Genomic DNA, 14,347 nt, shown 5'->3' with positions numbered 1-14,347 from the left:
TATGCTGCATTTGGAGAACGTTTACAAGCAATTTCGCAATGGCTTCCTGGCACTGGAGTCAGTTAACCTACAGGTGAAGGAAGGAGAAATTGTCAGCATTATTGGAACGAGCGGTTGTGGCAAAAGTACCCTGCTGCGGCTCATTGCCGGATTGGATGCGCCTTCCTCAGGATATGTCACGATCGACAATGAACTGATTACGGCTCCCCATCCCAAGGTCGGGATTATCTTCCAGGAACCCCGCCTGATGCCCTGGCTGACGGTAGAACGCAACGTGCAGTTTGGCTTGGCGCATTTACCAAAACCAGAGCGACAAAGGCGATCGAACCTGCTCCTGGAACGAGTGGGCTTAACCCAATTTTCCCAGGCATTACCCCGGCAGCTTTCAGGGGGGATGGCGCAACGCACCGCCATTGCCCGCGCCTTAGTCACTCAGCCCTCCATTCTGTTGTTGGATGAACCGTTCAGCGCATTGGATGCCTTCACGCGAGAGCAGTTACAAGATCATGTGTTGCAAATCTGGGAATACGATCGTCCCACCGTGATTTTAGTCACCCACGATGTCGAAGAGGCGTTAGTGTTGAGCGATCGGATTATCGTCATGCAGGGACATCCAGGACACATTCATCAGGAACTAGAAATCCCCCTCCCTCGTCCTCGCAAGCGAACAGAATCCAGCTTTCAGCACTGGAAAGAGACTTTGCTGCGCTATCTGGATCTTTCGGAGGAAGGGCGATCGGTGGTGGAAGTGTAGCGCACCCTGCAAGTTTGTCAGCTAACCCAAACTTAAGCTGGAAAGGGTGTCATCGTATCTTGCTTTCTCCAATCGGGTGTGCAATACTTTCGACTATAAAATACGGCATATCGGTAGATTTACAGTAGATTAGATCGATTTGACCGGAAAAGATTTGATGGGAGCGCTGAAACGAGCTACGGATCAGATTTCGCAGGTTCTAAGTCAAGACACCATCATCAGGGAAAAATATGGTTAGTGCGCCGACAAGGGATCGCCAGGTTCATATCATTACTAACGATCGAGAAGCGATCGAGGTTGCTCAACAGCTTGCGGCTGAATTTGCGCGGGAGTCCGCAGAACGCGATCGCGATCGGCTCCTTCCTTATGCAGAGATTGAACAACTCTCTGCCAGTGGGCTTTTGGCAATCACCGTTCCAACTGAGTATGGTGGAGCATCGGTTTCCAATGTCACCCTGGCAGAAGTGATTGCCACCTTGTCGGCTGGAGATTCCAGCTTGGGGCAAATCCCTCAAAATCATTTCTACATGGTGGAAGCCCTGCGCCTAAGCGGTACCGAAGCCCAAAAGCAAGATTATTTCCAGCGGGTTTTGGCGGGTCAACGATTTGGTAATGCCTTCTGTGAAGTGGGAACCAAGACGGCAACTGCGTTTAAAACTCGCGTGGTGCAACAAGGGACAAGCTATGTTCTGAATGGTCAAAAGTTCTATTCAACGGGAGCGTTGTTCGCCGATGTTGTGCCAGTAGTCGCTTTAGATGATGAAAACCATGTCGTTGTTGTGTTTGTCGATCGCCAAACAGAAGGGCTGACGGTAATTGATGACTGGTCAAGCTTTGGACAGCGGACAACAGCAAGCGGCACAACCATTCTGAACAATATAGCGGTAACAGAACATCAAATTTTGCGGCACTACCTCGCCTTTGAACAGCAAACTACGATGGGGGCGATCGCCCAAATTATGCACGCTGCGGTTGATATTGGCATTGCCCACGCTGCGCTGAAGGATTGTCTGGAGTTTGTACGGCAGCATACGCGCCCCTGGGTTGATAGTGGTGTCGAACAGGGATACGAAGATCCCTTGCTGATTTACACCGTTGGGCAATTAACGGTGAAACTCCATGCCGCAGAAGCTCTGTTACGGCGATCGGGAGAATTCATCGATCAGGCTCTGGTTGAGCGCACAGAAGCCAGTGCCGTAGAAGCTTCAATTGCCGTAGCGGAAGCAAAGGCCCTGACTGACGAAGCGGCGATTTCGATTACCAACCAGTTTTTTGAATTGACGGGCACTCGATCGACCCTGGAGCAGTTTAACTACAACCGCCATTGGCGCAATGCCCGTACCCACACCCTCCATGATCCAGTGCGCTGGAAATATCACGGTATTGGCAATTACTACCTCAATGGGGTCAATCCTCCTCGTCATGGAGCCTTCTAAATCCGATTTGGCTATCTGAAATCATTCTGTTTCTCGTACAAACTGAGTGGGAGTACCTTTCACCTATGGTTTCAACACTTCGTTCATCAATTGATCATCTAGCGATCGCCAAATCCCTCGCTCAAACGTTTGCTGAAACGGCGATCGAACGGGATATTCAGGGCGGTTCACCCGTTGAGCCACTCCAACAACTGCGCGACAGTGGGTTGTTTAATTTAACGCTGCCTTCAGAATATGGCGGACAAGGGGCCGACTGGATTACTGCCTTGAAGGTGATCCGGGAGATTGCTAAAACCGATGGTTCCCTGGCGCAGCTATTGGGTTATCACTACGTGAACGCAGCCATGCCTCAGCTATTTGGTACGGCTGAACAGCAGCAGCGTTTTTACAGCCAAAGTGCCCAAAATCACTGGTATTGGGGAGACTCGGTGAACCCTCGTGACCCAGATCTCACCTTTACTCCAGACGGGGAGAATTTTCACCTTGAGGGAATCAAAAATTTCTCCACCGGAGCCAGAAATTCAGATGTAATTGTCGTTGCTGGAATTCGTCAGGATTTGGGTAATGTGCTGTTTGCGATCGTCCCCAGCGATCGAGAGGGGGTGGTCTTAAATGACGATTGGGATTACATTGGGCAACGCCAAACCAACAGCGGCAGCGTCGAGTTCCACAAGGTTTTAATTTACCGAGATGAAGTCCTGGGCGATCCGGATTCCCAGGCACATCCTCGCCCCTTTTCAACGCTAGTCACGCTATTGATTCAAAGTGTCTTTGTCAATTTCTACCTGGGAATTGCCCTGGGAGCCTTTGAAGCCGCCAAACAGTATACCCAAACCCAAACTCGCCCGTGGATCTTTTCGCCAGCGGAAACAGCAACCCAAGATCCCTAAATCATTGAGCAGTATGGCAATCTTTGGGTTGACCTAACAGTTGCAACTAGCCATGCCGATCAGGTGGCTACGGTTTTGCAATCTGCCTGGGATCAAGGTGAACAACTGACCGAAGCAGAACGAGGCACAACGGCTGTCACGATCGCCACCGCGAAGGTCTTTACAACCCGTGTGGCATTGGAAGTGACCAGCAAGATTTTTGAGGTGACGGGAACCCGTGCAGCAGCCTCTAAATATCGCTTCGATCGATTCTGGCGCAACGTTCGGACGCACACACTGCATGATCCTGTAGCATACAAGGTTTACGAAGTTGGGAATTGGACACTGAATGAGCAAATTCCAGTGTTCACCTTATACACATAGATGTAATTTAATTACCTGAACTTCTTGTGGGGTGGGCATCTTGCCCGCCCAGTTAAAGAGTTAAAACGGTAGCACAGGTCGTTTGATCGACGATTGCTCGACGATCCCAAGTTGCAATGAGCAGAACCCACGATCGCGGTTACATCGTTTGAAAGTTTTTTGAAAATTTGAGGAATATCAAATGTCACAAAAACAGTTCCACTTAGCTGGGTTCTTAATTGCATCTCATCTCACCCACAGTCATCCTTCATGGAAGCATCCTGAAAACGATCTCAGCTTTTTAACGCCTGAGTTCTATCAACACCTGGGACGAACGCTGGAACGGGGCAAGTTTGACTATGTATTTTTTGCCGATGCCCTGGCTGTGCCTCACCGCTATGGCAACAGTATTGAGGAAACGTTGAGGCGGGGGACTCAAGGGGCGATTTTGATTGATCCGGCCTATGTGGTGGCAACGATGGCAGTCGCCACAGAGTATATTGGGCTGGGAATTACCCGTTCAACGACCTACTATTCTCCCTACGAACTAGCACGAGCCTTTGCCACGCTAGATCACCTCTCTAAGGGGCGGATTGCCTGGAATGTTGTCACCTCTCACAACATCGGCGAAGCCTACAATTTTGGGCTGGAGGCACACCTGGAACACGAAAATCGCTACGATCGTGCCGATGAGTTTGTCGAACTGACCTACAAGCTCTGGGATAGCTGGAAGGAAGATGCTCTGGTGCTGGACAAGGACACTGGACTGTTTGCTGATCCCACTAAGGTGCAGCATATTAACCATGAGGGACGCTGGTACAAGTCGCGTGGGCCATTAACCGTGCCGCGATCGCCCCAGGGTCGTCCCGCTATCATGCAGGCGGGTTCATCGAATCGAGGGAAAGAGTTTGCTGCCCGCTGGGCAGAGATTATCTTTGAAATTGATCCAACGCCTGACGGACGTAAAGCCTACTACGATGATGTTAAGTCTCGTACAGTTAACTATGGACGTAACCCGGATGATGTCAAAATCTTTCCGGCGGTGATTCCGTTCATCGGTGAAACTGAGGCGATCGCCCGTGAGAAACAAGCGTTGCACAATGAACTGGTTGATCCGATCGCAGGACTCATCACTCTCTCCAGCCACATGGACTATGACTTCTCACAACATCCCCTGGATGAACCTGTTAAAGATGTGGAAGTGGGCGGCATTAAAGGGCTATTTGAGGTTGCCCTCCGGCTGAGTAAAAAGGAGGGACTGACCCTGCGGGATATTGGACGGCTCTACGCCGAGGGGATTTTGTTGCCCCATATCGTTGGCACGCCAACCCAGATTGCCGATCAGCTAGAGGAAAGCTTTAAGAACGGCGAGGCGGATGGTTTTATCATTTCTCCGGCATACCTTCCTGGCGCATTTGAAGAATTTGTGGATCTGGTTGTTCCGGAACTTCAGCGACGAGGTTTATTCCGTCAAGAGTACACGGGCAAGACCCTCCGTGATCATTTGGGATTGGGCAAAGCCAATTTAACGCCCTATCAGAAACAGGCTGAACTGGTTGGAGTTGCCCATTAGTCTCGCCATAAAACAGGACTGATCGGACCACCAGAGTTAATTGCCGATCGCATTCGACAATACTACGAAGTGGGCGTAGATTTAATCCTTTGTTCATTCCTGCATTTCGCTGATGAGCTTCCTGAATTTGGGCGATCGGTGATTCCCTTAGTGCGAAGCCTGCCTGCTGCCCGGCGTGAAGCGGAAGCGATCACAGTCTGAGGTGAGTGAACCCTGTTGCTTCGGGTTCACTTGGTATTTGCCTTGACCCAGGAGTGAGTCTACCTAAATTCTCATTGAACTGGGAAACTTCTATTGTGAATGACTTCTGTGTATCGATTAAACTTCTCTTCTAGGAAATAACTATTGGACAGTTCATTGGCGAAGGAAACTTGCTGAAAGTGATAGTCCAGGTCTAGCAGATTGTAGACCAGTCGCAGGAAATAATCCTCAATCCAAAAATCTACGTCAAAAAGGGAAGTGTTATACTTCCCATCAAGCCTGCGGTTGAGCGTTTTTAACAGCCATGACCATTGAGGTTTCAAAGTAGGGTCAATGCGGCTCCCAAATTCGGAACTGAAAAACTGAGTCAGTTGAGCTTTGTTAATCCCAATGAGGGCACTAAGCGTATCGATCGCCTTTGACGGATTTGAGGTAAACCAATGGTTTGTAATGACTAAATCGTGTAGGTAAGCGATGACGAACTTGGGGTTTTCTTTGATGAACTGCGATCGGCAAACAATGCCCCTTAGTGAAGGAATTTTGATTGACAGCATTTGCTCTTGGGTCAATGCTCGCAGGGAAAGATAATTGATTAGCGTCGCGGCAAATGTTTTGCAGCAAACATAGGCATCAATCTGCCCATTGAGTAGACTTGTGCTGCCAGTCCGGGGATCTTCATCAATTAATTTACAGTCTTGATTCACATCCATCCCGTATAGCTCAAATAGCGTAATGACAAACCGATGAGCATTTGAACCAAACCAGGTAGAGATTCGCTTTCCTTGAAGTTGGTGAACAGACACGATCGAAGAATCTTTGGGCAGAACAATACTGAGATCTTGCCCAAACAAATTGTAAGAAGCAATTCCAATTAATTTAGAACCAAAGCTAAAATCTTTAAAGAACTGAAAGCCATTATTGAGAAGCGAAACATCATCTAATACACAAAGATCTAGTTCACCGCGCTTCATCTGATGATTGATTTGTTCTCCTGATGGAAATGGGATAACTTGTAATTCAAAACCGCGATCGATCTTAATATTTCTTAAACTCGATTCATCAAGGGGAATATGCTTCGTTGGTTCTTGCTTGAGCAAATCAAATATATATTTAGTTCCATAACTGGCAACGAGCTGTCCTAGCGAATCGCGTTGGATTCCGATTCTAACAATATTGCTTTCTTTGACTAATTGAGAATTTTCGAGCAAATGAAGCTGAAATCGATTTTCTAAATTCACTTGATCCAGGCGAAAGCTTCTCACGAGGCTTTCCGCAGACACGAGTAATTCACCAAAATGCGGCACATGAATATACACACCATATTCGATCGCGTCTTGAAGCAATCCAAATGACGATGTTTGATATTTACCGAGGATAGGGGTTTGGCAAAAATCGGGGAGAATCGTTAGCTTTTGGGTATCGTGGGCTAGCTCAAGCAATTGCTGATAGTTATTGACAACTTTTGCTTCATTCAACTGATTTTTATCCAAATATTGGTATCTAGATAACTCCTGGTAAACTTCTTCAAGCAGGACAACATTAGAAAATTCGATTTCACATAACCGAACCATATCTTCTTGTGTCAGCCTTTTCTCAGGATCAAACGATACCAAAAGCGTTGGATAGGTTTGTAACCGAGTACAATGATGTTTCTCCTTATAGGCAGGTGAATGGTTCAATAAAGCATCAAATTTGAGTGCCTGCAGGTCAGTAAATAACCTGCCACTTTCAACTAATATTTTCCTCATCTCTCGCCCAGGAAAACAGAGCTGAAATCGATACAGATTCTGTTCAAGCCATACCTCAGACAACGGGGAAACACCTAAGAACAGATCTTCTCCTTCCGCACTGAGCGTAAGCTGAAACTCTTCTTGAAGACGTTCTACTGTTTCAACCGTATTTTGGACATTAGCAATCAACTTCTTTCCTTTATACGTTAAGCCGATCGCACCGGGGGAGCGCGTTAGTAACCGAACACCAAAGCATTCCTCCAACTGCTTCACCTTTTTACTGATCATGGCCTGACTGCACTGCAATTGTTTTGCCGCCTGAGAAAAGCTGCCACAATCGTTCACCGTTTTCAGGATTTTAATGTGATTCAGTGTAATATCTTCTGTTTTCATGGCGGACGTTATTAGCAATAGCAACACTAGAGCGAGAGGAGACTTTGTTGTTGGTTGTACTGAGAGATAACAGATTGGTAAAAGTAAGCTGCATCTTCCAGCATCGATTCAAATTTGAGCATGATGACATCAACTCCAATTGCTTCAAACTGGTTGAGGCGATCGACGATCGTATTCGGATCACCGATCAAGCCTGCGGATAATCCCAGATTTGCTTCAATGGTTTGATAGGAAGCTAATTTGTTGTGGGCAACCACATTCGGATCAATTTGCTTTTGAAAATAATCAATTTGTGCAGAATCGGCAAGCTGATAAATTTGCTCTAACCTGGCTTCTGCCTCAGTGGTCGTTTCCCGGACAATGGCAAAGGCACTCATGGCAATCTTGATTGTGCGATCATAGCGATCGTGAGCCAGTTGTTTTACTTGTTGCACCAGAGTGGCTGTTTTTTCTAAACTATCTGCATTGATAAATAGATAGTCTCCCTTGCGTGCAGCTAAGTCGATCGCCCGTTCCGATTCACCGGCAATGCAAATGAAGGGAAGGGGGTGCGGCGGATTGGGTAAACGGCCCTGGGCAATAGTGTAATATTGACCAGCGTAATTTAACGTTTCTTTTGTCCACAAGCCAGTTATCACATCTAAATATTCCTCCAGGCGGGCATAGCGTTCACGGTGGGGGAGCCAGACATCCCCATAAGCTTCTGCTTCTAGTTGCCACCAGCCCGCGATCGCACTGAGTCCCCATCTACCCTGACTCAGATGATTTTGGATATCTGCACCCAATTTAGCGACCACAGCAGGTAGTTTAAATCCAGGTTGGGTTGCCGTCACTATCTTTATTCTTTTAGTATTAAAACTGGTTGCGATCGCTACTATCCAGGCATCTAATACTTCGTCATTCGCCCCATGTACTGCATTAAGATAATGTTCTGGAATGTAGCAGAAGTCGTAGCCTAAGCGATCTGCTTGAACTGCAATATCTAATAAACATTGGACAGAGAAAGACTTTTGAGCATGAACTATTCTGAGCCAATCACCGCAAACTGGAGACCAAATTCCAAATTTAAGCGTCACCTTCTTCCCTTCCTTAGTTAATAAGCTCAATCTTAAAATACTATAAGTCTATGGGCTTACAGTATTTCGGAGACTACCACGTTTTCTGAGCCCATGTACAGCCCAAGTTAATTCTCTGGCGCTGTTGAACTATCACGATGCGGAATAGCCATCGATCATACGTCTTATTTTGGCAACAACCTTAAAGCCTACTCAGAACCGTTCAACTCTATGCAAGTAAGCGAAAAAATTGTTGTTCATGATACAAAAAGACTCATTATTCCAAAATGAAATAGGAAAATTTCTACAGGTATACTGGTGTACCTCTAGGAAATGACTGAGTGAGATACGTTAAAGAACATTTCAACAAAGTTGTTGAGTCGCTTTAAGAAAGTTGTGCAGATGTAGCGACTTTAGCTCAAAAGAATTAATAAGTTTCGACTGGGAATTCTATGTAATTCATTTTGCTGGAATCTCCACAAAATGTTGTGAATACACTTATTGAAAGCCTTTACTTCAGAGATAATTTTTCTAAGGTTTGTATCGTAGGAAAGAATAGTTTCTGAAAATCAAATAATCAAAATCGAAAAAGTTTTTTAAGAACTTGTTTCTCTCAAAATGTTGTGCTATTGTTTAATCAATTAAAATACGGTAAATCGGTAGACATACAGTATTTTAATTGGGGGTTAACGCAACTGAGGTGAATCGGTGTTTAGGACGAGCAAACGCAGCATTGACCAAACCCAAAGTTTTGTTCTAATTGGAAAAGGTTCACTGCATCAGCTTTTGTCAGTTTTTCAATGCTGCCTGTTTGTTCAAGGTTGACCCTAGAAACCAGATGAGTGAAGCGGGAAATTCTAAACGGTGAATTCCCTGGTGTATTGGTTTAACTGCAATCATGGAGACAGAAAGAAATGGTGGATATTAAGTTTGCATATTGGGTGCCCAATGTCAGCGGTGGGCTAGTGATAAGTAAAATTCCTCAACGTACCGATTGGACGCTTGATTACAATATCGAATTGGCTCGAACAGCGGAACAGGTTGGGTTTGAGTATGCGTTAGCTCAGGCGCGGTTTATTGCCAGCTACGGTGCGGAATACCAGCTTGAGGCTCTGTCAACCGTGGCAGCGATCGCCCCAGCTACAGAACGAATCAAGCTGATTGCTGCGGTTCATCCAGGGTTATGGCATCCGGGTGTAGTTGCCAAAATTGGCTCAGGCATCGACTTTTCATCCAACGGTCGATTTGCCTTGAACGTGGTGAGTGGCTGGTTCAAGGGAGAATTCACCATCTATGGTGAACCCTGGTTGGATCATGACGAGCGGTATCGCCGTTCCGAAGAATTTATCCGCGTTTTGAAAGGGCTATGGACGGAAGATGAGTTCCACTTCAAGGGAGATTTTTACCGGATCAATGGTGGATGGGTAAAACCCAAACCTATTTCCAGCCCTCACCCCGAAATCTTCCAGGGCGGCAACTCCAAAGCAGCTCGTAGCATGGCAGCGCGAGTCTCAGATTGGTATTTCATGAATGGCAACACGGTGGAAGGGGTGCGAGAGCAGATCGAAGAAGTATCAGCTCTGGCGCGTAAAGAGGGACGCAAAGTGAAGTTTGGACTAAATGCATTTGCCCTAGTGCGAGACACGGAAGCAGAAGCTCATGATGTGTTGCGAGAAATTATTGCTCAGGCAGATGTCGAAGCCGTTCACGGATTTGGTGAAGCGGTTAAACATGCCGGTTCTTCAACCCGCGATCACCAGGGGATGTGGGCAAATTCTAACTTTGAAGATCTGGTACAGTACAACGATGGATTCAAATCTGGCTTAATTGGTACGCCTGAACAGGTGGCAGACAAGATTCGCCAGTTTTATGAAGTCGGTGTTGACTTGATTCTGGGAGGATTTTTACACTATTCCGATGATTTGCCTGCCTTTGGTCGAACTGTGATTCCTTTGGTGCATCAGATTGAAGCACGTCGTCGAACTTCAGAAGAGCTTGTGGGAGTGTAAGTGTATGTACAAATGGGTAATTTGAATAGTTTTCAAGTTGCAGAAAGCTTTATTCTGAATTACCCATAAACGATAAACTTGGCTTAAAATTGCGTTCTTTGAGTGGTTTACCAAAGCAACAGATGTTGTCTTTTGATGTAGAACTTGATTCAGTTTAAATTCGCATCTATGTGAACATAGGCGTTCCCTGAGTTGAAATTTCAGAGAGATCAACCATGATAAAGTTTGGAGCTTTTGAGAGCATCTGAAACAGAATTAGAGACTGTAGCCTGATCAGACAGTAAGCTTGTAGATGCTTTCAGGATGGGATGACAAGCTCAGAGCAGCATTGAATTCGCTACTTTAGTTCATCTAGCTTGCCCCCTTTTCATCAACCATTTCATCGGAAGCTAAACAAAGCATTTCAAGGTAAGTGCTGGAAGCTATCCCTGAAGTCATTGCTGGGATATGAGCGTGATTGCACAATTTATAGAATTCACTAAGGAGTAGATGAGTGGAAGGAATTAGCCTTGTGAAGGCAGAAGCTCTTGGTCCCACCCAGGGTGTCATCACTCTAATTGGTCTGGGAGTGGCAATGTTGATTGTCTCGTACTACGCAAAGTGGAAATTAGTGCGCAACACCCATGATTTTGTGATTGCGGGTCGTCAGTTAGGTTTAGGATTTGGGATTGCCGGTCTGCTGTCGGTCTGGACCTGGGTGATTGGCATTTTGTTGCCCATTGGAGTCACATTTCAGTACGGGCTATCAGGACTATTTTGGTTTACTGTCCCCAACGGGGCAGCCGTGATCGCAGTAATTCCGTTCGCCAAAAAACTAAGACGACTCATGCCGCATGGATATACCATCAGTGAGTTTGTGTCTGCCCGATATGGTGGTGCCAAGCTGGCGCGAATTGTTGTCGTAGCAGGAATTTTGTTTGGTGCAATTCAAATTGTGACGGTGAATCTGAAAGGGGCATCGCTGATGGTGGCGACGATTTTTGGATTACCAGAGGGTGTGGTTGCAACCATTTCAGCGATCGTCATCCTGCTCTACATTAGCCTGGGAGGGCTATGGGCTTCTATTTCTACCTCCACCCTGATGTGCTTGTTGATTATGGTGCCCTCGGTGCTGGTGACGACTGCCATTTTGGGTCAGGTGGGGGGTGCAGCAACCGTCTGGCAGACAGTGCAAAGTCAGGGAAATAATCTGTTTTCGGTAACACGCCCGGATGCGTTCCAAAGCTTTGGACTGACTTTCTGTCTGGCATTAATCACTGCGACCATTGCCGGACAGGAATTCTGGCAGGTTGCCTGGGGCATCAAGGAAAAGGAGTTGGGTCGCACCTTTTTCTGGGGCGGAGGTCTGTATTATCCCGTTGCCCTGTGCCTGGGTTTGGTGGGACTTGTAGGGATTGGGTTGAATGTCAATCTAGCGACCGATTTAGGTGGTGATCCAGCGGCATTAGGGCCCTTTTTAGTCTCCCATTTAGGTTTGCCCAGTTGGGTGATTTATCTGTTTGTGATCATCGTGCTGTCGGCGTGTTATTCCACCTGTGATGGCACCCTGGCGGCAGTAAGTTCGGTGTCGGCAGTGGATGTAATTAAGCCATTATTTCCCCACATTTCTGAAAAATCGCTGTTTACCTGGACTCGACTTTCCATGGTCGTGGCGGCTGGAATTTCGATCGCTGTTGTCCTATCCGGCATTGATCTGGTGTCGCTGGTGTTAGGCACTTCCATTATTCGAGCGGCGGTGTTAGTTCCCCTGATCTTGTCAATCGTCTGGTCGCGGATGAATGCAACTGCGTTCACCTGGGGCACCATCATAGGCTTAATTGCTGGAGTATTTGCCATGACGCGCTTTGGTGATGAAATTGGCACCTATACGGTGCTTGCTGTGAGTACCATTGTGCCGATCGCCATTGCATTGACCAACTCAGAGCGGTTTGATTACGCCAGTCTGACTCAAGTTCAGGATTTGTCTGAAGAACCGGAAATTACAGCAATTGTTCAGTAAGAATCTGCGTTTTTTAGGAGTATCCCGATGAACATTAATTACCTTTTGCAAACGCTCCCCCTTCGGTTCCGAACTCTGGTGAAGCGGGTCAGCTTTTTCGCTCTGGGCACTGGGTTAACGCTTTTCTACGCTCAACTGGTTCATGCCCAGGGGGTAACAGGGGACACGCCGATTCGTTCTGCTTACTCTCCAGCAACGATTATTGCTGCACTGATTGGTGCCACGATTACCGTCTTTTTCGTACAAGGAATGTACCAGGTTCTCACCTATGCCTCTGAAACCTATGGACTGGAAGATGACGAAGCGGCTCAAGGTGCTTCCCATGCAGATAACACACTGCTCTGGGGGGCTGCATCCTGGGTAGTGGGTTCTGCCCTGCTGATCGCTTCCTATGCTTGGGGCTGGGGGTTCTTGTACCTGGGCCCAATCATCTGTTTGTTGGGACCCATTGTACCCATTGTGGCCATGCGATCGGATGTCAAACGGTACAGAAAGATCCTGGCAGATCGAACGGCACGACGAGCAATTTCAGAACAAGAAGGTGATTTTATCCGTAGATTCTGAAACCTGACTTGAATTCCAAGGGATTCGATTCTATACCGAGAGATGGAAAAGCATTGTAATAGGGCAGAATCAAAGCGATCGAACTCTTTTGTCTAATTGAGCTTGGTATCACAACGCATAAACCATACATAACCAAAGGAGAATCACTATGACAACTCTAGTCAACATTGAAACTGAGCCTCAAGCTCATATCATTCGAGATGATCAAGAAGCGATCGCCATTGCCAAGGAACTGGCAGCGGAATTCGTCAAAGAAGATTCGATCCGCGATCGAGAACGTCGTTTACCCCTCGAAGAAGTAAAGAAATTTTCCCAGAGCGGCTTGTGGGGCATCGTTGTACCGAAGGAATATGGCGGTGCAGGGGTTTCCAATGCAACCCTGGCAGAGGTGATTAAAATCATTGCAGAAGCGGATTCCAGTCTGGGACAAATTCCCCAGAATCATCTCTACATGGTGGAAGCGATCAAGCTGGACGGGACTGAGGAGCAAAAACGCTTTTTCTTTGATTTGGTGCTGCAAGGCAAGCGGTTTGGTAATGCCTTTTCAGAAATCGGTACGAAGTCTGTCACCGATGTACAAACCAAGCTCACTCGCTCTGGTGATGGCTATGTTCTGAACGGGCGCAAATACTACTCGGCAGGGGCGTTGCTGGCGCACTGGATTCCGACGATCGCCGCTGATGAAAATGGCAACACCATCGTGGCGTTTGTGGAACGAGGGGCTGAAGGCTTGACCCTACTGGACGATTGGACAAGTTTTGGACAGCGCACCACTGCTAGTGGAACGACGATTCTGGAGAATGTGTATGTCAAACCCGATCATGTAATCCCTCACTACTTGGCGTTTGAACGGGCGACTCCCATGGGCGCTGTGGCGCAGATTATTCAGGCTGCCGTGGATGTGGGCATTGCTAAAGCTGCCCTGCGCGACACGCTCTACTTTGTGCGAAACCACACGCGCCCCTGGGTGGACAGCAATCAAGAAAAGGGCTACGAAGACCCGTTGACGCTCTACAACCTGGGCAATGTGATTATTCAGGTTCATGCCTCAGAGGAACTGTTGCGTCGAGCAGGTGAGTTCATCGATCGCGCCTACGAATCCGGTTTAGAGGAAGCCAAAGTTGTGGAATCCTCGATCGCCGTTGCGGAAGCTAAAGCTCTGGCAACGGAAGCTTCACTGTTAGCCACAAATAAGCTGTTTGAACTGTCAGGCACAAAGTCTACGTTGCAGGAATATAACTACGATCGTCATTGGCGCAATGCTCGTGCTCATACGCTGCACGATCCGGTGCGTTGGAAATACTATGCAGTGGGCAATTATTTCCTCAATGGCGCGAATCCCCCCCGCCATCCCTGGTTGTAACCATACTTTTTGCAGGGTGGGCACTGCTTGTCCTGCCC

General features: G+C 47.3%; 11 protein-coding genes. 9 read left to right on the top strand and 2 right to left on the bottom strand.

Features of this window, described 5'->3' with window-relative positions:
* Position 1: 1 nt before the first annotated feature.
* The 5 genes from ACM1PF_RS26300 (at position 2) to ACM1PF_RS26280 (ending at position 4,995) form a co-directional block, all read left to right on the top strand.
* The gene (locus tag ACM1PF_RS26300) at positions 2–754 is read left to right on the top strand and encodes an ABC transporter ATP-binding protein (RefSeq protein WP_416668839.1); all 753 of its coding nucleotides are present in this window, start codon (positions 2–4) and stop codon (positions 752–754) included.
* Between the two features lie 230 nt (positions 755–984).
* The gene (locus ACM1PF_RS26295; protein ID WP_416668836.1) at positions 985–2,190 is read left to right on the top strand and encodes an SfnB family sulfur acquisition oxidoreductase; all 1,206 of its coding nucleotides are present in this window, start codon (positions 985–987) and stop codon (positions 2,188–2,190) included.
* A gap of 65 nt (positions 2,191–2,255) precedes the next feature.
* On the top strand, positions 2,256–3,080 hold the full coding sequence (locus ACM1PF_RS26290) for an acyl-CoA dehydrogenase family protein (RefSeq protein WP_416668834.1): 825 nt from the start codon (positions 2,256–2,258) through the stop codon (positions 3,078–3,080).
* Complete coding sequence (locus tag ACM1PF_RS26285; protein WP_416676806.1) at positions 3,081–3,443, top strand: acyl-CoA dehydrogenase family protein; 363 nt, start codon at positions 3,081–3,083, stop codon at positions 3,441–3,443.
* A 181-nt stretch (positions 3,444–3,624) separates the two neighbouring features.
* Complete coding sequence (locus ACM1PF_RS26280; protein ID WP_416668832.1) at positions 3,625–4,995, top strand: LLM class flavin-dependent oxidoreductase; 1,371 nt, start codon at positions 3,625–3,627, stop codon at positions 4,993–4,995.
* A 272-nt stretch (positions 4,996–5,267) separates the two neighbouring features.
* Here the strand turns inward: ACM1PF_RS26280 and ACM1PF_RS26275 are convergent, their stop codons facing one another.
* The gene (locus ACM1PF_RS26275; protein WP_416668830.1) at positions 5,268–7,319 is read right to left on the bottom strand and encodes a LysR family transcriptional regulator; all 2,052 of its coding nucleotides are present in this window, start codon (positions 7,317–7,319) and stop codon (positions 5,268–5,270) included.
* A 26-nt stretch (positions 7,320–7,345) separates the two neighbouring features.
* The gene (locus tag ACM1PF_RS26270; RefSeq protein WP_416668828.1) at positions 7,346–8,395 is read right to left on the bottom strand and encodes an LLM class flavin-dependent oxidoreductase; all 1,050 of its coding nucleotides are present in this window, start codon (positions 8,393–8,395) and stop codon (positions 7,346–7,348) included.
* 893 nt (positions 8,396–9,288) lie between these two features.
* Between ACM1PF_RS26270 and sfnG the strand changes: the two genes are divergently transcribed.
* The 4 genes from sfnG (at position 9,289) to ACM1PF_RS26250 (ending at position 14,309) form a co-directional block, all read left to right on the top strand.
* Complete coding sequence (gene sfnG / locus ACM1PF_RS26265; RefSeq protein ID WP_416668825.1) at positions 9,289–10,383, top strand: dimethylsulfone monooxygenase SfnG; 1,095 nt, start codon at positions 9,289–9,291, stop codon at positions 10,381–10,383.
* Between the two features lie 511 nt (positions 10,384–10,894).
* Positions 10,895–12,382: a sodium:solute symporter family protein gene (locus tag ACM1PF_RS26260; protein ID WP_416668822.1), complete on the top strand. Its 1,488-nt coding sequence runs from the start codon at positions 10,895–10,897 to the stop codon at positions 12,380–12,382.
* A 27-nt stretch (positions 12,383–12,409) separates the two neighbouring features.
* On the top strand, positions 12,410–12,946 hold the full coding sequence (locus ACM1PF_RS26255) for a hypothetical protein (protein WP_416668820.1): 537 nt from the start codon (positions 12,410–12,412) through the stop codon (positions 12,944–12,946).
* Between the two features lie 148 nt (positions 12,947–13,094).
* Entirely contained in the window at positions 13,095–14,309 is a 1,215-nt protein-coding gene (locus ACM1PF_RS26250; RefSeq protein WP_416668817.1) for an SfnB family sulfur acquisition oxidoreductase, read from the top strand.
* Positions 14,310–14,347: the final 38 nt, after the last annotated feature.

It is taken from the genome of Egbenema bharatensis FJBBOT/2019, from assembly GCF_048077055.1.
Lineage (GTDB): Bacteria > Cyanobacteriota > Cyanobacteriia > Elainellales > Elainellaceae > Egbenema > Egbenema bharatensis.
The sequence above is the reverse complement of the archived record's forward strand: the minus strand, read 5'-3'. Positions and strand labels throughout refer to the sequence as shown.